The sequence below is a fragment of the Campylobacter sp. US55 genome (assembly GCF_004378955.1).
Classification (GTDB): Bacteria; Campylobacterota; Campylobacteria; order Campylobacterales; family Campylobacteraceae; genus Campylobacter_D; species Campylobacter_D jejuni.
On record NZ_RYYF01000007.1, the window covers coordinates 49,620 to 71,945 of the forward strand.

General features: G+C 31.4%; 18 protein-coding genes, 1 tRNA gene and 1 other RNA gene. 10 read left to right on the top strand and 10 right to left on the bottom strand.

Features of this window, described 5'->3' with window-relative positions; all coding sequences use genetic code 11:
• Genes ELQ07_RS05905 through mqnE form a run of 4 tightly spaced genes read right to left on the bottom strand, consistent with a single transcriptional unit; the run spans position 1 to position 3,594 of the window.
• Positions 1-699: a VacJ family lipoprotein gene (locus ELQ07_RS05905; protein ID WP_070316848.1), complete on the bottom strand. Its 699-nt coding sequence runs from the start codon at positions 697-699 to the stop codon at positions 1-3.
• Positions 700-743: 44 nt separating this feature from the next.
• Positions 744-1,187, bottom strand: a complete 444-nt coding sequence (locus ELQ07_RS05910; protein ID WP_070316849.1) for a phosphoribosyltransferase — start codon at positions 1,185-1,187, stop codon at positions 744-746.
• A gap of 13 nt (positions 1,188-1,200) precedes the next feature.
• On the bottom strand, positions 1,201-2,520 hold the full coding sequence (locus tag ELQ07_RS05915; protein ID WP_096702855.1) for an NCS2 family permease: 1,320 nt from the start codon (positions 2,518-2,520) through the stop codon (positions 1,201-1,203).
• 9 nt (positions 2,521-2,529) lie between these two features.
• Positions 2,530-3,594 carry an aminofutalosine synthase MqnE gene (mqnE, locus tag ELQ07_RS05920; RefSeq protein WP_134224871.1) on the bottom strand — a complete coding sequence of 355 codons (1,065 nt, stop codon included), beginning with the start codon at positions 3,592-3,594 and terminating at the stop codon, positions 2,530-2,532.
• Between the two features lie 142 nt (positions 3,595-3,736).
• Here mqnE and ELQ07_RS05925 point away from each other — a divergent pair, with 142 nt between their 5' ends.
• From ELQ07_RS05925 to fumC, 3 genes are all read left to right on the top strand, one after another.
• Positions 3,737-6,085 carry a nucleotidyltransferase gene (locus ELQ07_RS05925; protein ID WP_070316851.1) on the top strand — a complete coding sequence of 783 codons (2,349 nt, stop codon included), beginning with the start codon at positions 3,737-3,739 and terminating at the stop codon, positions 6,083-6,085.
• A 4-nt stretch (positions 6,086-6,089) separates the two neighbouring features.
• Complete coding sequence (gene glmS, locus ELQ07_RS05930) at positions 6,090-7,886, top strand: glutamine--fructose-6-phosphate transaminase (isomerizing) (protein WP_070316852.1); 1,797 nt, start codon at positions 6,090-6,092, stop codon at positions 7,884-7,886.
• Positions 7,887-8,019: 133 nt separating this feature from the next.
• Positions 8,020-9,411 carry a class II fumarate hydratase gene (fumC, locus tag ELQ07_RS05935; protein ID WP_096702857.1) on the top strand — a complete coding sequence of 464 codons (1,392 nt, stop codon included), beginning with the start codon at positions 8,020-8,022 and terminating at the stop codon, positions 9,409-9,411.
• A 29-nt stretch (positions 9,412-9,440) separates the two neighbouring features.
• Here the strand turns inward: fumC and ELQ07_RS05940 are convergent, their stop codons facing one another.
• Together ELQ07_RS05940 and ruvB are read right to left on the bottom strand one after the other, a co-directional pair.
• On the bottom strand, positions 9,441-10,484 hold the full coding sequence (locus ELQ07_RS05940) for an AI-2E family transporter (protein WP_070316853.1): 1,044 nt from the start codon (positions 10,482-10,484) through the stop codon (positions 9,441-9,443).
• Positions 10,485-10,487: 3 nt separating this feature from the next.
• Entirely contained in the window at positions 10,488-11,495 is a 1,008-nt protein-coding gene (gene ruvB, locus ELQ07_RS05945; RefSeq protein WP_002932887.1) for a Holliday junction branch migration DNA helicase RuvB, read from the bottom strand.
• A 90-nt stretch (positions 11,496-11,585) separates the two neighbouring features.
• Between ruvB and ELQ07_RS05950 the strand changes: the two genes are divergently transcribed.
• From ELQ07_RS05950 to ELQ07_RS05960, 3 genes are all read left to right on the top strand, one after another.
• Positions 11,586-11,996 carry a hypothetical protein gene (locus ELQ07_RS05950; protein ID WP_002783915.1) on the top strand — a complete coding sequence of 137 codons (411 nt, stop codon included), beginning with the start codon at positions 11,586-11,588 and terminating at the stop codon, positions 11,994-11,996.
• Positions 11,997-12,355, top strand: a transfer-messenger RNA (tmRNA) gene (ssrA, locus tag ELQ07_RS05955). It begins immediately after the preceding gene.
• A 205-nt stretch (positions 12,356-12,560) separates the two neighbouring features.
• Entirely contained in the window at positions 12,561-14,840 is a 2,280-nt protein-coding gene (locus tag ELQ07_RS05960) for an autotransporter outer membrane beta-barrel domain-containing protein (RefSeq protein ID WP_134224872.1), read from the top strand.
• A gap of 141 nt (positions 14,841-14,981) precedes the next feature.
• On the opposite strand, the gene ELQ07_RS05965 is transcribed toward ELQ07_RS05960, so the two are convergent.
• Entirely contained in the window at positions 14,982-17,090 is a 2,109-nt protein-coding gene (locus ELQ07_RS05965) for an RNA degradosome polyphosphate kinase (RefSeq protein ID WP_223209681.1), read from the bottom strand.
• A 163-nt stretch (positions 17,091-17,253) separates the two neighbouring features.
• On the opposite strand from ELQ07_RS05965, the gene nrfH reads away from it, so the two are divergent.
• The 4 genes from nrfH to ELQ07_RS05985 all read left to right on the top strand — a co-directional run bounded on the left by nrfH (position 17,254) and on the right by ELQ07_RS05985 (position 20,460).
• Complete coding sequence (gene nrfH, locus ELQ07_RS05970) at positions 17,254-17,769, top strand: cytochrome c nitrite reductase small subunit (RefSeq protein WP_134224873.1); 516 nt, start codon at positions 17,254-17,256, stop codon at positions 17,767-17,769.
• 14 nt (positions 17,770-17,783) lie between these two features.
• Positions 17,784-19,616, top strand: coding sequence for an ammonia-forming cytochrome c nitrite reductase subunit c552 (locus tag ELQ07_RS05975; RefSeq protein ID WP_134224874.1), 1,833 nt, complete (start codon positions 17,784-17,786; stop codon positions 19,614-19,616).
• Positions 19,617-19,751: 135 nt separating this feature from the next.
• Positions 19,752-20,306: a hypothetical protein gene (locus ELQ07_RS05980; RefSeq protein WP_134224875.1), complete on the top strand. Its 555-nt coding sequence runs from the start codon at positions 19,752-19,754 to the stop codon at positions 20,304-20,306.
• 64 nt (positions 20,307-20,370) lie between these two features.
• Positions 20,371-20,460 (top strand) — tRNA-Ser (locus tag ELQ07_RS05985).
• A gap of 208 nt (positions 20,461-20,668) precedes the next feature.
• Here ELQ07_RS05985 and ELQ07_RS05990 read toward each other — a convergent pair.
• The 3 genes from ELQ07_RS05990 to ceuB form a co-directional block, all read right to left on the bottom strand.
• The gene (locus tag ELQ07_RS05990; protein ID WP_070248108.1) at positions 20,669-20,950 is read right to left on the bottom strand and encodes a type II toxin-antitoxin system RelE/ParE family toxin; all 282 of its coding nucleotides are present in this window, start codon (positions 20,948-20,950) and stop codon (positions 20,669-20,671) included.
• Complete coding sequence (locus ELQ07_RS05995; RefSeq protein WP_002856036.1) at positions 20,951-21,172, bottom strand: hypothetical protein; 222 nt, start codon at positions 21,170-21,172, stop codon at positions 20,951-20,953.
• A 156-nt stretch (positions 21,173-21,328) separates the two neighbouring features.
• Positions 21,329-22,321 (bottom strand): enterochelin ABC transporter substrate-binding protein CeuB, encoded by a 993-nt coding sequence (gene ceuB, locus ELQ07_RS06000; RefSeq protein WP_052825506.1) that lies wholly within the window; start codon positions 22,319-22,321, stop codon positions 21,329-21,331.
• Positions 22,322-22,326: the final 5 nt, after the last annotated feature.

Consider the following 22,326-nt stretch of genomic DNA (forward strand, 5'->3'; position numbering starts at 1 on the left):
TTATTTGCTAAGTTCATTGCGTCTTTGCTCGTAAGCATCACGCAAGAATGGATATAAATTAGGCGTGTTGTGATAAATTTCATCAATTTCATCAAGCCTAAAACTAAGTTCATTACCAAATCCATAAGCACTTATAGCTATACTTGCCCAAGTAGGATCAATGTAAGCGGTAAAACTTGCATACCAAGTTGCAGGTAAAGTAAGAGTGTCTCTAAGATTACTAGGGCCGAGTATAGGTAAGACAATATGAAAACCGCTTCCTACACCCCAGTGAGCCAAAACGGTTCCTAAGTCCGCGGGATGTTTTTTAAGACCCATTTTTGATGCCACATCCATAAGTCCACCAAAACCCATGATGGTATTGGCGGTAAATCTTTTAAATTCTTCTCCAGCTTCTTCAAATTTAAACTGCAAAACATTGCCTACAAAACGCAAAGGAGCAAGTAAATTATCAAAGAAATTTCTTACTCCTAATCTTATAAATTCAGGAGTGATGGCGTTATAGCCCTTAAGAACGGGACGAAGACCATAATCATACAAAGCCACATTAAAGCTTGTCATAGCTTTGTTATATCCTGAAAGTGGATCGTTTACTTGATGATTTTGGTATTCTTGTTCAAAATCATCTAAATTTTGTTCTTTAGCAAAAGCAAAAATAGTAAAAAAAATTAAAATAAAAGATATAAATTTTATTCTCAAGCAAAAACTCCTAAAAATTTTAAAAGTAAGATTATAGCAAATTTTTAATCAAGATTTATATCCCAGTAAAAATCTACCCATTCAGTAGCTTCTTTTACTTTGAAATCAGGCTCTAGAAGAGCGGTTTTTTTGTAAAAAATGGTCGCAATTTTAAGTTCGATATGAGGAAATTTTTCAAGCAAAACTTTTTTTATTTCTGTTAAACTTTCTCCACTATCTACTATATCATCAATGAGTAAAATTTTTTTGTGCTTGCTTAAATCAGGAATGTTAAAAATTTCAATAGTATCAAGTTTTTTCGTATCATCGTAATGAATTGAGTTTAAAGCAAAAAGCTGACGCGTTTTTAAAGCCACTGCTAAAGAGTGTCCTAAACTCATCCCTCCTCTTGCTATAGCTAAAAGTGCATCGGGGTTAAAATCTTCTTTAATTTTTTTAGCAAGAATTTTTACATCTTCTTTAAATTCTTCATAAGAGTAAAATATCATTATATATCCTTATTTATTGTAGTGTCATAAGTAAAAAATTACCCAAAGATAATAAACTTAAAACTATAATGCCAAGATTGATTTTATTCCATTCGCGTTTAAAAATTCTTACAAGTAAATAAGAAAGAAAACCAAAAGCAAAACCTGTGGTGATGGAGTAAGTAAAAGGCATCATGATAATAGTAAAAAAGCTTGCTACAGCTATAGCACTATCTTTAAAATCTATATTTTTAACTTCCATAAACATTAAAATTCCAACCATTACAAGTACGGGGTATATTGCGTTTGCAGGAATGGCTTTAAAAAGTGGCAGTAAAAAAAGTGTAAAAGCAAAACAAATAGCTACAACTAAAGCTGTAAGTCCTGTTCTTCCACCGCTTTCAACCCCTGTAGTGCTTTCTACAAAAGCTGTAACTGTAGAAGTGCCTGTCATAGCTCCTAAAGCCGATCCTGTTGCATCTGCCATTAATGTTTTGCTTAGTTTTTTTTCTCCATTTTTTGGATCATCAAAAATCTTTCCTCTTTCACCCACACCTGTGATAGTTCCTATACTATCAAAAAGTTGAGTGATAAAAAAAGTAAGAATTATAGGTATCATAGTAATATTTAAGGCACTTTTGATATCAAGTTGTAAAAAGATGGCTCCTAGGCCATTTTCCATGCTAAAATTTGGCAAAGAAAAGATTTGCACAGGAAAACTTGCATTGTCTAAATGGAAAATCCAAGCGATAATAGAGCTTACTAATACCCCCAAAATAAAAGCTCCGCGAAGTTTTATAGCCCAAAAAAAGATGATTAAAGCTAGAGTGAAAATTCCAAAAAGCACATGAGGGCTTTTGAAATTTCCTATGCTTACTAAAGTATCTTTATTATGCATGATCACACCCATTTGACTTAAGCCTAAAAAAGCTATAAAACAACCTATACCCGCACAAATTGCAAGGCGTAAATCTTTTGGGATATTGCGGATTACCCAAAGGCGAAAATGCGTAAAAGAAAGTATGAGAAAAATAATACTTGAAATAAAAACAGCTCCTAAGGCACTTTGCCAAGCTATGTTTTGACCTAAACAAACCGCAAAGGTAAAATAAGCATTTAAACCCATTCCTACACTCATAGCTACAGGAGTATTGGCAAAAAAAGCATTAAAAGCACTTGCAACTATGGTGATTAAAGCTGTTGCGGTGATTAAAGCTTCTATGGGCATTCCTGTATTTCCTACTATGCTAGAATTTACGGGGATAATGTAAACCATAGCCAAAAAAGTAGTAAGCCCTGCTATAACTTCGGTTTTAAAACTCGTATTGTTTTCTTTGAGTTTAAAAAAGTCCATTTTTTCTCCTTAGTAGGTTTTTAGCTCGTTATATAAACTATCGCGTTCTACAGGAATAAGATTTGAAGTTTTTATCATATCGATAAAAGTTTTTAAACTTGTGCCTTTAGCAGATTTTGCACCACCTGCACTTTGTATGCTTTCTTTTTCTATGGTACCGTCTAAATCATTAGCTCCAAATTCTTGTGCTACCATGGCTAAATTTAAAGTCATTGTTGCCCAGTAAGCTTTGATATTTTTAATATTATCAAGCACTAAACGAGCAATGGCAATGGTTTTTAAAATTTCTTCACTATCCATGATTTTATCAGTTTGTATAAAGCTATTATCCCTTTGCCAAACTAGAGGGATAAAAGCATTAAATCCACCAGTTTGATCTTGAAGATCACGCAATCTTAACATATGATCGATCCTGTGATGTCTTTCTTCTATATGTCCAAAAAGCATGGTAGCATTACTTTGTTTGCCTTTTTCATGCCAAAGTTTATGAATTTTAAGCCAATTTTCACTGCTAACTTTTCCATGACAAATTTTCTTACGCACTTCTTCATCAAAAATTTCAGCCCCACCCCCAGGCATAGAATCAACGCCGTATTCAAGCATTTTTTCTATCACTTCTTCATAGCTCATTTTAAAACGACGATGCAAAAAATCAATCTCAGCAGCAGTCATAGCTTTTACATGAAGATTAGGATATTTTTCTTTTATCATTTTAAAAATTTCTAAATACCACTGCCAAGTTGTATCTTTGTTGTGAGCTGAAACGATATGTACTTCTTTAGTTTCTCGTTTTACAGTTTCATCGACAATTTTCATAATCTTTTCATGAGTCATCAAATAAGGATTAGGATTTTTTCGGTGCGCTGAAAAGGCGCAAAATTTACAGGTATCTGCACAGATATTAGTTGGGTTGATATGACGATTGATATTAAAATAGACTTTTTTTCCGTGAAGTTTGGTGCGTTTTTTGTGAGCGTATTTACCTAAGGTAAAAAGATCTAGATCCCAAAGTGCATTGGCTTCTTCTTGGTTTAATCTTTCTTCATTTTCTAGTTTGGTAATTAAATTTTTCATTTTAATTTTACTCTTTTGCTGTTTTTAAACAAAGCATTATAATTTTTGCTTACTGAAAAAGAGTTTATAGAAAAAGCCAAAATAAAAGATATTTTTGTTAAGATTATTATTAAAATATTAAAATTTAAAGAGAGTAGAAATTTTGTTAAATAAAGAATTAGAAATTTTTAAAAAAAATCTTAGTTCCTATACCCAAAGTTGTAGAAAATTTTTTCTTAAGCAAGGGGCATTTAGCTTATATCATTCTAAAAATATGGATAATTTCATAAAAAAAGCTTATGATATAGTTCTTAAAGATTATTTTGATGATTTTTCACCTCCAAGTGATAATATCCCTTTTTGTGTTTTAGCAAGCAAAGCATATGCAAATAATAGTCTTTGTTTTAATGAAAGTATTTCTTTGATTTTTGTTTATAAAGATATTAAGGCTTTTCATTTAAAACCTATGATTAAGGCTTTTATCGAAATTTTAAATGATGCGCATTTGCAAATTGACTCTGTTATCTTAGAATTTAACGGACTTTATAATGCTAGCAATGAGCTTAAGACTTCTATAATACAAACTCGTTTCATATGTGGTTCTAGGATTTTATTTAAAGGGATTAAGACAAAATTTGAGAGTATTTTAAAAGAAAATAAAAATGATTTTGCCAAGCTTTTGCTAGAAAATTTTAAAGAATTTGATATTCCATTTATAAAGCAGGAATTTAATATCTTAAAAGATTTTGGCGGACTAAATCATTTAAGATCCTTAGAGAGTTTGCTTGTTCTTTTTAAGACTTCTCCAAAAAATTATGCTTTAAATTTTATAGATGAAAAAAATTTAAGCGAGTTGCGTTTAGCTGGAGATTTTTTACTTTCTTTAAAATCAGCGATGAATTTATTAAGTGCTAAAGATGAGGATGAGTTTTTACTTATTAATGTTCATGATTTGAGTGAATTAATGTATAAAAAAGCTAAAAAACATTTTGGAGCAAATGAGTTGTTGGTTCAAAAGGCTTTGCAAAGTATGCATACTATAGGTTTTTATACGCACTTTCTAGCAAAGCAAATTCAAGATGGATTAAATCATACTCTTAAACAAGAATATAAATTTAAAACTCTTGTGGAAGTTTTAGAATACTTATTAAAACTTGAAGATAAACAGGTTATTTTCGATCTTAACTTGGTTTTTGCCCTAAGAAGATTGAAATACGGTAAAAAAGATATAGAAAAAGCTTTAATACTTTTTGAGAAAATTTTTTATAAAAGGCATAGTTTTTGTGTTTTAAAGCTTTTGCTTGATAGTGGAATTTTAAAAGATTTATGCAAGCCTTTTTGGACAGTTCGTTTTTTAAGCGATGAAGAAGGAAATTATAGTTTTGATGAGCAAGTTTTTCTTATGTTAAGTGAATTTGAAAAATACGAAGATGAGCTTGAGATACTCCAAAAACTTAAAACCGATGAAAAAATGATTTTAAAGCTTGTGATACTTTTAAGCGCTATAGAAAGTGAAAATGAAATTTCTTTAGCAGGCATATATAGAGCGTATTGCTCTAAATTTGATTTAAAGAATGAAATTTTAGAATGGGGTCTTAAGATATTTAAAAACAATAATGCCTTAAAAGATCTTGCAGAAAAAGAAGATATATACAATCCTATTGTTGTAAGTAGCTTGGTTTCTAAGCTAGAAAATTTAGAAAATTTAGAGCTTTTATACACTTTAACTTGGCTAAAGGCTAAGGCTTTAAATTATAATGCTTTTTATTTTAGAGTTCTTGATAAACTTTTAGAAAATGCAAAACAAGGTTTTGAAGATGAAAATCTACTTGAAGAAAGCACAAGAAGAGTAAAAAAAGAATTAACACTTAAAAGAAGTAAGATTTTTTTAGAGCAAGATGAAATTTTGCAAGATAAAATCATACATATCAAATCAAATCTTTTTATTATAAAAAATACTTTTGAAGATATTGTTATGATTTCTAAATTAGCCAAAGAAAATGATTTTAAATTTTGGTTTAGTAATGAAACAAATCTTAGTTTGCAAATTGTTGCACCACTTCATTTTAATATTGCCATTATTTTAAGTTCTTTAACAAATTTAAATCTTATTTTCATGAATTTTTTTGAACTTTTTGATGATAAAATTTATTTAAGATTTGAATATGATAATATTATCAGTGATGAGCAAAAACTAAAACTTTGGGAGCTTTTAAATTCAAATCTTTCTGGTTTTAATTTGAAAAAAATTAAAAAGCCAATCATTAAAAAAGATGAGTTAAAATTAGACTTAAATTATTCTAAAATGTATGCCAAATTAGGTCTTAATACTAAAGATCAGCAGGGTTTAATGGCGTATTTGATGAATGTTTTTAATGAACTTGAACTTGTTTTATGTGCAGCAAAAATTCAAACCATAAGACAAAGGACGCGTAATATTTTTATTTTTCAAAAGAATGAAAAATTAGAACATAGCGAGCAAAAGTTAGTTAATTTATTAATAAGTGAGTAAAAAAATGTGTGGAATCGTAGGCTATATAGGAAATAATGAAAAAAAACAAATTATACTAAATGGACTTAAAGAATTAGAATATCGTGGCTATGATAGTGCGGGTATGGCAGCGATGCAAGAAGGAGAGCTTAGTTTTTTTAAAGCTGTAGGAAAACTTGAAAATTTGGCGAATAAATGCACAGATTTTGAAAGTCAAGGTTATGGTTTTGCTATAGGTCATACAAGATGGGCAACTCATGGTAAGCCTACTGAAATCAACGCACATCCTCATTTAGGACAGTATTCTTGTGTGATTCACAATGGTATTATAGAAAATTATAAAGAAATCAAAGATAAACTTGAAAAAGAAGGCGTGAGTTTTTTAAGTCAAACAGATACTGAAGTTATTGTCCAGCTTTTTGAATTTTATGCAAGAAATTTGGGAGTTTTTGAAGCTTGGCAAAAAACCATCAAAGAACTTCGCGGTGCTTTTGCTACTTTGTTAGTAACAAAAAAAGATCCTAATCATGTGTATTTTGCAAAAAATGCTGCTCCTTTGATTATCGGTAAAAATGCAAATAAAGAATGGTATTTTTCTTCAGGTGATGCACCTTTGATAGGAAGTTGTGATGAGGTAATGTATCTTGAAGATTTAAGCTTGGGATACGCGAGTAAAGATGAGCTTGTCGTTTATGAAAATGATGTTTTAAAATCACTTTGTTTTTCTAAGCTTTCAGGCGATAAGGCTTATGCAAAAAAAGACGGATTTCGCTTTTTTATGGAAAAAGAAATTTATGAACAAAGTCGCGTGATGAGTGAAGTTTTAATGGGGCGTATTCAAGGCGATGAAGTCGTTTTTGATGAGTTAAACAATGAAGATTTAAGTCAAGTAGATGAAATCACGCTTTGTGCTTGTGGAACAAGCTATCATGCTGCAATGGCAAGTGCTTATTTGTTTGAAAGAATTGCTAAAGTTAAAGCTAAAGTAGAAATTGCAAGTGAATTTCGCTACCGTGAAGCAATTGTAAAAAAAGATTCTTTATTTATCGTTATTTCTCAAAGTGGAGAAACAGCAGATACTTTAGAGGCTTTAAAGATTGCAAAAGAGCAGGGTGCTAAGACTTTTGCAATTTGTAATGTGGATAATTCTAATATAGTGCGTTTAGCACACCTAAGTCTTTTAACTCGTGCAGGTATAGAAAAAGGAGTTGCTTCAACCAAAGCTTTTGCCACTCAAGTTTTAACACTTTGGATGCTTGCTATTTTTATGGCACAAAAAAGAAAATTAAATGTTTCTGCTGAAATTAAAGCACTTTTACATACTCCAAATTGCGTGAGTGTAAAACAAGCTTTACATGAAAAAATTCATCGTTTATCTAAGCGTTATTTAGATGGACACGGCTTTTTCTTTATAGGTAGAGATGTGTTTTATCCTTTGGCCTTAGAAGGAGCTTTGAAACTTAAAGAATTATCTTATCTTCATGCTGAAGGTTATCCCGCAGGAGAGATGAAACATGGCCCTATTGCTTTGGCTGATTCTAAGCTTTATACTATAGCTTTAATGCCAAAGCACATGCTTTATGAAAAAACAAAATCAAATGTTGAAGAGCTTATTGCTAGGGATTCTACAGTGCTTAGCATTTCACCTTTAGAATTTGATTTAAGTGATGATTTTATCAAAACCAATGAGCAAGATCATTATATGTGTGAATTTTTTGAAATGATGGTCATTACTCAACTTTTGGCGATGGAAATTTCCATAAGACTTGGCAATGATGTGGATATGCCAAGAAATTTGGCTAAAAGCGTAACAGTCGAATAATCCGTGCAGTTTAAACAAACTGCACATAACTTCAAAATGCTACAAAAAATATAAATAAATTTTAAATTATAAGCTAACTTTATGCTTATTTTTGTTTAAATAATTCTAACAATATTTCTAGAAAGGAAACACTATGGAATACAGAGTTGAACACGATACTATGGGTGAAGTTAAGGTCCCAAATGACAAATATTGGGGAGCTCAAACTGAAAGAAGTTTTGAAAATTTCAAAATCGGTTGTGAGAAAATGCCAAAGGTTTTAATCTATGCTTTTGCAAATCTTAAAAAATCTTTAGCTTTGGTCAATAACAAACTCGGAAAACTTGATGATGCTAAGAAAAATGCTATAGTTCAAGCTTGCGATGAGATTATCGCAGGTAAATTTGATGATAATTTTCCACTTGCGATTTGGCAAACAGGTTCAGGCACACAAAGCAATATGAATATGAATGAAGTTGTTGCAAATCGTGCCACTGAAATCATGGGCGGAGATTTTCGCAAAGAAAAGCTTGTGCATCCAAATGATCATGTCAATATGAGTCAAAGTTCAAATGATACTTTTCCAACAGCTATGAGTATCGTTGCAGTTGAGCAAGTAGAGAAAAAGCTTATCCCTGCACTTGATGAGCTTATTGCAACTTTTGAAAAAAAAGTAAAAGAATTTGATGGTATTATCAAGATAGGACGCACGCATTTACAAGATGCTACGCCACTTACTCTAGCACAAGAATTTAGCGGATATCTTTCTATGCTTTTACATTCAAAAGAGCAAATCATCGCCTCTTTACCAACTTTAAGAGAACTTGCCATAGGAGGAACTGCAGTAGGAACAGGGCTTAATGCACATCCAGAATTAAGCCAAAAAGTAAGTGAAGAGCTAACTCAACTTATAGGTACAAAATTTGTTTCAAGTCCAAGTAAATTTCATGCTTTAACAAGTCATGATGCGATCAATTTCACTCATGGTGCGATGAAGGGTTTGGCTGCAAATTTAATGAAAATTGCAAATGATATAAGATGGTTAGCTTCAGGTCCAAGATGCGGTCTTGGTGAGCTTATCATCCCTGAAAATGAGCCAGGAAGTTCGATTATGCCAGGTAAGGTAAATCCTACCCAGTGTGAAGCTGTTACTATGGTTGCTGTACAAGTGATGGGAAATGATGCAGCTATTGGTTTTGCAGCAAGTCAAGGAAATTTTGAGCTTAATGTGTTTAAGCCTGTGATTATTTATAATTTCTTGCAAAGTCTTGATTTGTTAGCTGATTCTATGCATTCATTCAATATCCATTGTGCTGTAGGTATAGAACCAAATCGTGCAAAAATCGATCATAATCTTCATAATTCTTTAATGCTAGTTACCGCTCTAAATCCACATATAGGTTATGAAAATGCTGCTAAAGTAGCCAAAAATGCTCATAAAAAAGGTATTTCTTTAAAAGAAAGTGCTATGGAGCTTGGTTTGGTTAGTGAAGAAGATTTCAATAAATTTGTTGATCCTACTAAAATGATAGGCCCAAAAGCCTAGAACATAAAACTTGCCTTTTTTAAGGCAAGTTAAATTAAATTCTTATCTTTTAAAATCACATACATTCTTAAAGTTGATACAAAAAAGGTTAAAATCGCAGGACCTAGTATAATACCCCAAAAACCAAAGGTAGAAATTCCTGCTATCATAGCCAAGAAAATTAAAAGTTCGTTGATTTTGGTAGGGGTTTTTACAAGTTTTTTGTTGATCCATTTGATGATTAAAGGTTTGATTAAAGTATCTGCTATAAAAGAAATTACAATTACAGAATAAATAAAAATAACAAGAGCTGAGTTAAGATTGTTTGAAGCAAATTCATAAAGACTTACAGGCACATAAATTAAAGCTCCTCCTATAGCAGGTATGAGAGAACTTACAGCAAAAATTACTCCCATTAAAATTCCATCATAACCATAAAACATTGTGATTAAACCAAAGAGTGCACCTTGAAATATTGCTACAATTACCATAGAGTAAAGCACAACAGCCATAACATTACCCACTTCACTTAAAACATCATCGAGTTCTTTTTTGTCAATAGGAATGATGGATTTAAGATAGATAACAAGCTCGGTTCCATACAGATTTGCAAAGAAATAAAACACGCAAATTAAAACCATATCTATAAGAAATTTAGCCCCTGATTTTGTAAAACTTGAAGCATAGCCTAGAATTTGTTTGGAAATGCTATTTAAATCTATAGAAGCTAAAAATTCTTTGATTTTAGGTTCTAAAAAATTAAAGCTTTCAGGCAAGGTAAATTGATAGTTTTTGACATAATCAAGAGTTTGTGTGACTAAATTAATATCAAAATTTTTTAAAGCTTTGGCAAGTTCTATCATAGCATAAACAAAAGGTGCAAAGAAAAGCAAAACCATACAAGCTGTTGTAAGAATGGAAGCTAAAAATTTATGTCCTTTAGTGAGATTTAAAAATTTTGCATTAATATTTGAGGTAGCTACCGCCATTAAACTAGCAATGATAATTACAAGTAAAAAACCTTTAAAAAGATAAAGCAAAAGAAATAAAATGACTAAAATAAAGCTTATAAGAAAGAATTTTCCATTTTGCAAAATTTACTCCTCAAATAAAGTTTTTTCATAGTTTAGTTTTAAAGCACTATAGCTTTTTGTGCTTGCTATACGCCCTTTTGCAGTGCGTTCTATATAGCCATTAGCTAGTAAATAAGGCTCGATTACATCTTCTATGGTATTTTCATCTTCGCTTAAAGCCGCAGCAATGCTTGCAAGTCCTATAGGTTTTTGCTTAGCAGCGGTTAAAAGTTCAAGATATCTTAAATCCATCGCATCAAAACCAAGCTCATTAACCCCTAAAGAATTTAAGGCCTCATTAGCCCTTTTTTCTGTGATAATCTCTTCATCATTAACATCGGCAAAATCTCTAACTCTTTTTAAAAGCCTTAAGGCTATCCTTGGGGTTGAACGACTTCTTTTAGCAATCTCAAGTGCGGCTTTTTCTTCGCAAGTTTTATTAAGCTTTAAAGCTGCTTTTTGCAAGATGAGAGCAAGTTCGCTATCTTTGTAAAATTCTAATCTAAATTGCATACCAAAACGATCACGCAAAGGATTGCTAAGCATACCTGCGCGTGTTGTAGCTCCTATAAGGGTAAATTTTGGTAAATCGATTTTTATAGTTTGAGCAGCTGGACCACTACCTATGATAATATCAAGGCGGTAATCCTCCATCGCAGGGTAAAGTACTTCTTCGATAGCAGGGCTTAAGCGGTGAATTTCATCGATAAAAAGTATATCCCCTTCGCTAAGATTGGTTAAAATGGCTGCTAAATCTCCGCTTTTTTCTATCATAGGAGCGGCGGTTGTTTTGATATTTGCACCCATTTCATAGGAGATGATATTAGCTAGTGTTGTTTTTCCAAGTCCTGCAGGACCACTAAAAAGTATATGATCTAAACATTCGTTGCGTTTTTTGGCTGCAGTTATAAAGACATTTAAATTTTTTTTAATGCTTTCTTGACCTATATAACCATCAAAATTTGAAGGACGCAACGAAGTTTCGTAAGTTTCGTCAAAGGAGTATTTTTCTATTTCTACTATTCTATCCATATCTTTACTTATATTTTGGAAAAATTAAAATAAGATTTTAGCTAAAATTTGCTAGAATTTACATTAAACTTTAATGATTATGGTTTGAAAATGGGAATTTTAACAAAATTAGAATTAGATTATGAGATTGATGATATAGAAAAATTTTTACAATTTTTTAGAACCATGTGTGATAGGTTTGAACCTTTAATCATCAAGCTTGGAAGCGATAGCGTGCGTTATAAAGAGGCCATAAAAGAGCTTGAAACTTTAGCACATAATACCGCTTGGGCAGCAAGACGCTTAAATCTTGAAGAAGTGACTGATTTTTGTGTATTTTGTGAAGAGATGATGGCACAAGCAAATCGCTTTAATGGCCCTGCTAGCGATGAATTTACAGATTGGATGCTTTTGATGAGTGATCAGTTTGAAAAATATTGTCGTTCATATGAAAATGATGATTCTGTTTTAGCGGTTTTTAATCCTTTAATTGTTAATGTTCCAAATATTATTTCTAAATAAGGGAGCGACTTGGCTTCGACAGGAGTAAGTCTGCTTAGATGGCATGTCGCTTTGGGCAAAGCGTAAAAAGCCCAAATAAAATTAAACGCAAACAACGTTAAATTTGCTCCTGCTTACGCTAAAGCTGCGTAAGTTCAGTTGAGCCTGAAATTTAAGTCATACTATCTAGCTTAATTTTCGGTCATCTTTGATAGTGTAGCCTTGCGTTTGACAAGCGTTGAGGTGAAATAAAGTCTTAGCCTTGCTTTTAAGTTTTGGAAGGTGAGCGAAGTAGGGTGAAGTAGTCATCTTTGCTAAGCATGTAGAGGTCTTTGTGGGGTTATTTTTGGACAGGGGTTCGATTCCCCTCGCTTCCACCATCACGCTAATTTTAAGTAAATCATAAGTTTATTTTAAATTTTTAGAATTTTTTATATGAAGTTAAGATCGATTTATTACCCTTAAAACTTTGATATATTAGGTTTTATAATTTTTCATTAAAAATTTATAGTTTTATTTTTAAGCTTATTTTTAGGGGGGGGGTATAATTTTTCCTTCAGTTTAAATTTATTGAAGGAGAAACTTATGAAGAAAAATGCTTCGAGCAAGATATTGCTAAGCTTAGGTGTAGCAACTTTGCTTTATTCGGGTGCTTTTGCACAAGAAATCGATCTTACAGGGTCTTCAGATATAGGAAATTATTTTGAAGAAAATGGTAAGGATATTAATCTCAAAAATCCTGATAATTACAAAGGAAAAGATTTAAGTATCAAAATGGGCATTGGGGATTTACCAAGCGATGGTTATGACACTGCTGATCATCGATTGAACATTGATATCGGTAAAGACCATACTTTAAGCTTTACATATAATAACAAAGGAGAACCTGCATATGTAACAAATCTAAACGCTACTGCTAAAAAAGTTGAAACAACAGATATAATTTTACAAGCTTTTGCACCTTCGGTGATTAATGGAGATTTAACTATGACTAGCTCAGGAGGTGAAGCCATTACTCAAGATGAAGAAAAAGGTTCGGGTATAATTCTTTATAATGGAGCAGGTGAAACACAAAGTGCTAATGGTAGCTTAACTATAAATGGAAATTTTGCTGTCGATAAAACCCTTTTTGCTACTTATGGAAATTTTGTTAAGGTAAATGGAACTGCAAATCTTAAAAATTCAAATTTTGGACTTATCAAACGCTCTTATACAGACTTAGAAGCAAATAATGTAGTAATGGTTCAAGCTAAAGATTTCAATGAAGATATTTTAAAAGCAAATAATAACGCAGGTGCATTACTTGTAAAATTTTTAAATGATTATGTTTCAACTGATCTTCATGGCAAAGATGTTACAGAAACAGGAGCTGTTATAGATATTAGCGATGAAGATGAATACGGCGATGGAAAAAAAGGCTTAGTAGATTATAAACTTAGCGTTCAAAACTGCGGTGGCAATAAATGCTTGGTAGTTAATGGAGGTGCTACTGCAGCAGCTAAAGATAAACTCACGCAACTTAAAGTAGATATAAATGCTATCGATAAATTACTTAAAAATGATTTTGATTCCGATGAAGCTGAAGCTGAAGAATGGGCAAAAGTTAAAAAAGCCCTACAAGAACAAAAAACTGAACTTGAAAAACTTCAACAAGAAGCTATAAACAACGGCGGTAAAATCGATGATGAAAAATACCTTGATTTAGTAAATAAAAACTTAAATTTAAATCTTAGCGCTAATGATAAAGCTTCTATCCTAGCACTTCGTTCTATTACAGAACAATTAGGAAGTATAGGAGCAGATTTAGCAAGTAGAGAAGGTGTAAAACTAGCCCTACAAATCAAAAAAGACACAGACAATACAGGTAAATCTGTATCTAATCTCAATTCAGCTTCTAGTGCAGTAAATACCACTATGAATATTTCTAATGATGTTTCTATAGGTTCTCGTGTAGCAATGTTAAACAATCCTTTTGGAACTTATGCTTCTAAAATGAATGGCCTTAAATTTGCTGCTTTAGATAGTGATATGAGACCAAGCTATGTAAATGAATATACCAATAGTGTTTGGGCTAATGCTTTTGGTGGTGCTAACATTATCGATGGAGATAGTGGTGCAATGTATGGTGCTACCGTGGGAGTAGATAAACAAGCTAATGATGATGTTTTATGGGGTGCTTATTTTACTTATGCAAACGCTAAAATCAAAGACAATAATTTAGAACAAAAAAGTGATAACTTCCAATTAGGTATGTATTCTACTATCAATATAGCTCCACAATGGGAACTTAATCTTAAAGCTTATGCTCAAGTTTCTCCAACTAAACAAGACAATATTCAAACAGATGGTGCATATAACTCAGATTATACAAGCAAATTCTTAGGACTTAGCGCTAATGCAGGTCGTGTGTTTGATCTTAGTAATAATACTTTATTTATTAAACCTTTTGTGGGAGTAAATTATTATTTTAGTTATACTCCATCTCATACAGAAAATGGTGCTATTGCTAAAGATATTGATTCTATGAAAAACAATTCTGTAAGTGTTGAAGTGGGTGCTGAATTTAGAAAATATATGAATGAAAACTCTTATATTTTTGTAACTCCAAAAATAGAACAATTTGTTATCAATAGTGGTGATGATTACACAGCTAACCTAGCTGTAAATAATGCTTTCTTTACTAGTGTAGAAGCTAACAACAAGAAAAAAACATACGGACAAATTATCGTAGGGGGTAATGTAGATTTTACAAATCAACTCAGTATGAATCTTGGCTTTGGTGCTAAACAAATACTAGCAGGTAAAGTAGATAATAAAAATGAAACTTACTTAAGTGGTCAAGCAGGACTTAAGTATAAATTTTAATCTTAAAAATCATTTCTAAATCTTTTTATAGTTTAGAAATGATTGTTTATTTCTATGGGAAATCTCCTAGGGCTTTATCTTAAAGCCCTTTTTTATAACAAACAAGTAAATAAGTCTTTAGAGTAAAAACCCTAAAAACTTTTAGTTTTCTTTGAAAAGTTTGGAAGCTAAGTGCGTTGCGCGACTTTGATCTGTATCTTTTTTAAGTGTTTTATAAATTTTACTTACATATTCTTCTAAGGTTTGTTGAGAATCTATGATTTTTTCAGAAGAAGGAATTTTTTCATACTCTCCATTGTTTTTAAGCTCATAAGCTAAAACATTATCGCTAAGTTGCAAGCGTAAAAATTGAGCTAATTTAGCTTTGCTTCTTTCATCATATATAGGAGTCATAAGCTCTAAACGGCGTTCTAAATTTCTTGGCATCCAATCTGCACTCGATATAAAATAATTTGGCTCACTATGTTTAAAATAAAATACTCTAGCATGTTCTAAGTATTTTCCTATGATGCTTCTAACGCGTATGTTTTTGCTATATTCTTCATCAGGTTTTAAGCAACAAATTCCGCGTATGATAAGATCGATTTGCACTCCTTCCATACTTGCTTCATAAAGCGCTTGTATGATATCACTATCCACAAGAGAATTCATTTTAGCTACAATCACACCTTCATTTTTCTTGCTTGTTTCAATGCGTATCATTTCTAAAACTTTTTCTTTGATTTGATTTGGGCTCATTGAAAGAGTTTGAAGGCGACGATTTTTACTAAATCCCGATAAGATGTGAAAAAAGCTTGTCGTATCTCTTGCAAATTCTGCTTTGCTTGTAAAATAACTCACATCAGTATAGATTTTAGCACTGCTTGCATTATAATTTCCTGTGCTTAAATGCATATAAAATTTAAGTTTATCTCCTTGTTTGCGTATGACTTGAGAAACCTTAGCGTGGACTTTAAAACCTGTAATGCCATAAATAACATGAGCTCCGGCATTTTCTAAAGCTTTCGCCCAATGAAGATTATTTTCTTCATCAAAGCGTGCTTTTAATTCTACCATCACAGTTACTTGTTTTCCATCACTTGCAGCATCAATTAAAGCTTGAACTATATTGGAATTTTTTTCAACTCTATAAAGTGTCATTCTTATGGAAATTACTTCAGGATCTTTGCTTGCTTCTTTGATAAATTTATAAACTGGATCAAAACTTTCAAAAGGTTGTATGATGAGTATATCTTCTTTTTCTACAGCATCAAAAATAGATAAATTCTCATCAAAAGGTGGTAAAGTTTTAGGCGTGTAAAGTGGGCTTAAAAGATGCGTAAAGGTTTTATTTCCTGCGATTTGCCAAAGGCTAGGGAGATTGAGTAAAATAGAATATTCATAAACATCTTTATGAAAAATTTTCATGTGAGTATTAAGAAATTCTACGATTTGCTCATCTGCATCTTTTTGAATTTGCAATCTTACAAAAGCTCCTTTTCTACGAAGTTTTAAGCCTTGTTCTAAAATCATCATAAAATCATCAGCTTCTTCCTCTTCTATTACCATATCTGCATTTCTAGTCACTCTAAATGCTGCTGAAGCTAAGAGTTTATAGCCTGGAAAAATTTCTTCTGCGTGTTGATGGACTATACTTTCTATAGGAACATAAATATTTGCACTTACTTCATAAAAACGAGGTAAAACTCTTGGAATTCTAATCATTCCAAATTTTACAAGTTCAGGATGCGCTTTATCGCAAATTTTAACCGCTAGTGAAAAAGATAAGTTGTTTAAATGCGGAAAAGGGTGAGTAGCATCAACAGCTATTGGAACAATAACAGGAAAAATATTGGAGAAAAAATACTCATCACATTTTTGTTTTAAATTTTCATCTAAATTCTCATAATGTTTTATGAAAAGATTTTCTTTTTCTAATTCACTTGTGATTTCATTAAAATAACGCTCCAAAAGTTCTTTTTCTTGGTGTAAATATTTGCGTATGGCTTTTAATTGTTGTAACGGGGTCATTTCATCGCTACTGCTTGCATTAACTCCAGCTGAAAAAAGTTGTTTTAAGCCTGCGACGCGTATCATATAAAATTCATCTAAATTAGTGCAATATATAGCTATAAATTTTAATTTTTCTAACAAGGGTAAATTTTTAGAACATTGGTCTAAAACACGAGAATTAAAGCGAAGCCAAGAAAGTTCGCGATTGATAAACATATCAGGACTTGTTTGCATTAATTTTTCCTTTTTTAGTTGTATTTTATCATTTATTTTGAAATTATTGAATAAAAGTTTTAAATTTTTTAGGTTAATTAAGAGTAAATATATCTTTAAAATTATATTAAATTCATCTATGTTAGAATCACAAAATTTATTTCTGGGAAATTCTGTGACATTGTTGTTTCATTGAAGATTTTAAGAAATGATAATTTCAAGGAGGAAAATTTTGAAGAAAACTTCGAATCTTTTTACTATTTTTCTTGTTTTGCTTTTTGTTTTCTTTGCGGTCGGGTTTTATACCTTTTATAACGCTAAGGGTACATCTTATTTAAGCAATGCAAGTGAATCTTGTAATAACTGCCATATTATGAATGAAGTTTATAACGAATACATGGCAGGGCCACACTCTCAAAAAGTCAAAGGCGAACCAAGAGCAACTTGCGTGGATTGCCATTTGCCACATAATTTTGTAGCTAAGTGGATAGCTAAGGCTCAAAGTGGTTTAGGGCATGCTTATGCTTTTACTTTTAAACTTGATGAGTTGCCTACAAATTTGAGTGCGACTGAAAAAAGCAGAAAAATGGTGCAAGAAAACTGCATACGCTGTCATGCAGATTTTGCTCAAACAGCTATCAATGCTACAACAAATCCACATGCAGACAAGTCATTAAATTGTGCTTCTTGTCATAAAGATGTTGGACATAAACACGGAATTTAATAAGGAGAAGATGAATGAAAAAAAATATTTTACGCTTAGGTATTGTCGTTTTGGTTTTACTTATAGCGGGGGTTTTATGGCTAAATAATGATATCAATCAAAAAAAAGAAGATGAAGCAAATAAAAATGCCATTACAGTAAATGCTGATTTTTCTTTGCTTAGTGATGATGATCCAAATTTTGAAAAATGGGGTAAGGTTTTTCCAGAGCAACTAAAAATGTATTTAACGGTTGAAAAAGAAGAGCCTAAGGCTACTGAATTTGGTGGTAATTTAGCTTATTTAAAATTGATTCGCTTTCCTCAATTAACCATACTTTGGGCAGGATATCCTTTTAGCCTTGATTTCAATGAAGAAAGAGGGCATTTTTGGGTTCAAGTAGATCAAATGAAAACAGCAAGAAACAACAAAGATTTTCTTAATGCTCATGGACTTGCTGCTTTTAAAGGTCAACCTGCAGCTTGTATGAATTGTCATAGTGGATGGACTCCATGGCTTATAAAAAATGTTGCTAAAGGGGATTTTACTGCTTTTAACTCTACAAATTATTGGACTATGATTAAAAATATCCCAGCCGTTGATGGTATAGTAGAAAATTCACCTGAACATGCAGGCCCACATGGTGGTAAAAGAATGGGTGTAACTTGTGCAGATTGTCACAATCCAAATGATATGAGTTTAAGACTTACTCGTCCAGCAGCTATTAATGCTTTAGTTTCTAGAGGATATGAAAAAGATCCAGTACAAGGCGTAAAAGCTACAAGAGAAGAAATGAGAACTTTAGTTTGCTCTCAATGCCATGTTGAATACTATTTTAAACCAACAGGGGAAAAGGTAAAAGTAATGGGTGAAACTATTGTAGATGATAGTTCTAAAAAATGGTGGAATGGAACTCAGAAAAATTATGACGAGTATGAATTTTGGAGAGATGGCAATAAAGCTAAAGAGATTGAAACCGATGGTATAGTTTTAACTTTTCCTTGGGGTGAGTGGAAAAAAGGACAACCATTTAGAATTGAAATGCTAGATGATTATTATGATAAAGTTCGTGGAGTATTTGGAGCTGATTTTACTCATAAATTAACAGGAGCGCAAATTATTAAAATTCAACATCCAGAAAGTGAACTTTATAGTGGCGGTGTGCATGCTGCAAATGGAGTAAGTTGCGTGGATTGTCATATGCCTTATGTTAGAGAAGGAGCTAAAAAGGTTACTCAACACAATATCACTTCTCCTTTAAGAGATATTAACTCTGCTTGTAAGTCTTGTCATAAACAAAGCGAAGATTATTTAAAAGCTCAAGTGCTTGACATACAAAACAGCGTTGCGCATGATCAAAGAACTGCAGAGTATGCAATTGTTAGTTTGATTATGGATACTAAAAAACTACGCGATGAACTAGGCAATATGGAAAAATTCCAAAGCGATGGAAAAGCTGATGCGAAAAAAATTAGCGAAGAACTAAAAGAAGTTTTAGAACTTCATCGTAAAGCTCAAATGAGAGCAGATTTTGTTAATGCTGAAAACTCAACTGGTTTTCATAATCCTCGCGAAGCTTCAAGAATGTTATTGCAAGCTGTTGATATGGCAAGAATGGGACAAACTAAACTTGTAGAAATTGCAGCGGCAAATGGAATTAAAGATTTTAAAACTTCAAATTTAGGTTTTGAAGATATTCAAAAATTTAATCCAGGAGAGCTTTATTATAAAGTAGATGTTAATAATCATAAAGCTGGAGAGCGTTACTATGCAGATGAAAAAGATGTTAATGGCAATCCTCCAAAAGAACTTTTAGAGCATGATAAAGAGCTTGCTCCTTATAATTATCAAGTGATTGATAAAAAATAATTCTTAAGCCCTATAATCATAGGGCTTTTTCTTTTCTTTGTTTTAAAAACTATAAACTTTTTATTTAAAATTCACTTTTGCTTCACTTTGTTTTGTCAAAATATCACAAATTTTGATAATCAAAAAGGAGTTAAAATGATCAATAAAAATAAATTGTTTAGACAGGTTCATATCTATCTTAGTTTGTTCTTCTTGCCTTGCACTTTGCTTTTTGCTTTAACGGGTATAGCATATATTTTTGGTATTAATCAAGATGTGGGCTTAAAAGTTGAACAGTATCAATTGTCAAAAGTTATACAAAGTGGTAAAGAAAGAGAAGCTTTAATAGAGTTTTTAAAAACAAATGGTTTAAAAGTGCCATCTAATACAGATATCATTAAAAGCAAAGATAAAGGTATAACAATAGGTGGAACTCATTATAGTGCTAATATAACTCAAAATTCTACTAATGAATACAATATTACCTTAAAAACAAGATCTTTGCTTGGAGATATGATTATGCTTCATAAAGATAAGGGTGCTTGGTATTTTTCTGTGCTTAGTGTAGGTTTTGGTATTACTTTATTTATGCTTTATATTTCAGGGCTTATGATTACTTTGTTTGCAAATAAAAAAGATAGAAGTAAACAATTTGCAGTTCTTGGAGTAGGGGTTGTTGTAACTTTGCTTTTGGCTTATCTTAGCCTTTGATTTTTCCTAGCTTTTTAAGCTAGGTATTATTTATTTTTTTGTATAATCACACTTTACTTTTATTGGACAGATGGGTGAGCGGCTGAAACCACACCCCTGCTAAGGGTGCAGATCTTAACGGGTCTCGAGGGTTCAAATCCCTCTCTGTCCGCCACTAAAACTTTCTTGAAAATTCCAAGTATTTATATATCAACATTATATATTTGAAAAAAAAGAATAATCTATAACTATAATAAATAAATATTATTCTAAAATTGGAAAATAATCCATTAGAAAATAAGATATTTTGGAATTATTTAAGAAATTAGATGAAAAAGAATGCTAATATGGAAGTAAGAATTCTAAAAAAATAAAATATAAAATCAATCCCAAAGATTACTTTTATATATGCCTAAAATCACAATTTCATTTTTACTTTTATCGATAAGATAAGGGATAATATAACCTTTAAAAATCAAATCTCTTATATTTTCATTATCAAAAGACAAAGATTTTCTATTTTTATAAGGCATAAAAGAAAGATTTTTACAAATTGAATTAATATCATTAAGAAATTCTTTAGCATAAAAAGAACTATCTAATTTTATAAAATTAACAATATGCCTAAGCTCATTTTTAAATTTAGGAGTTGGAACAATTTCCATTTATTCTAAATCTTTTCTAATATCATTAAAAGTTTCATCAAAATCTAAAGTCTTTAATTTACCTTGCTTGTAAAGTTCTATATCCTTTTTATAACCATCAATTCTTATCTTATGTTCTAAATAACTTAAAGCAAGTTCTAAAACTTCTTTTTCACTTAAATTGTTATCTTTGCAATAATTGGTTAAAAAATGTTGTGTTTCTTTTGAAAATTCTAAGTTCATTTGTTACTCCTTTTTAAAGATTTATTATAACATAAAAACATTTTTTATTTAAAAAAAAGGGTTCAAATCCCTCTCTGTCCGCCACTAAAACTTTCTTGAAAATCCCAAATATTTTATTAAGTATTAAAGCAAGAGACTAGCCCTTGCGAAGTTGTATTATTTTACAGCATTTTTGATTTCTAAAATCATAGTTTTTAAAGACTCTAGTCCATTTCCACTTGCTAAATACCAGTATTCTGGATCAAGATAGATGATTTTTTTGTTTTGTGCTGCTTTGGTTTTAGCGACAAGCGCATTATCGAGTATGCCTTGAGCGCGTTCTTTGTTGCCTACAATGATATTTCTATCAATAACAAAAATATAATCAGGATTTTTTTCTAGTATAAATTCAGAGTTGATACTTTTGCCGTGTGTGCCTACTTTTATATTCTCATCTACTGCGTTAATCCCTAAAACGTCGTGAATGATCCCAAAGCGAGATTGAGGACCAAAGGCTGAAATTTTGTTAGAATTTGTAAGAATAATAAGAGCTTTTTTATCTTCATCAACTATGCTTTTGGCTTTTTCAATTTCATTTTTAATAGCTGAAATTTTTTCCAAAGCTTCTTTTTCTAAACCATAAAGTTTTGCAACGCTTAAGACATTGTTTTCAAAAGAGCTTAAAAAATTTGTATTATCAAGACCTACAAATAAAGTTGGAGCTATTTCTTTTAATTTGTCATAAAATTTACTTTGGCGTCCAGAAATGATGATAAGATCAGGTTTTAAAGCATTAATGGCTTCAAAATCAACTTGTTGTACTCCACCTACACTAGGCTTGTTTTTAAATTGTTGTAGGTATTTTGGTAAATTTTTAGCAGGAACGCCTGCGACTTTATCGTTTAATTTTAAAGCATCAAAAGTATCTAAAATTCCAAGATCTAAGATCACTACCTTAGAAGGATTTTTAGGGATTTTATTTTCTCCTAGACTATCCTTCACTAAAAAACTATCACCCTCATCACTCATGCTAATAGGCAAAACTTTCACTGTAGCAGTGTTGGTTTTTGTTGTAGAACTTGCGTTGTTTTCATTTGAGTTTGAATTACAAGCTGTTAAGATTAGACTTAAAAAAAATGCAAAAAAAGCAAAAACTAAAGATTTTTTCATATTTT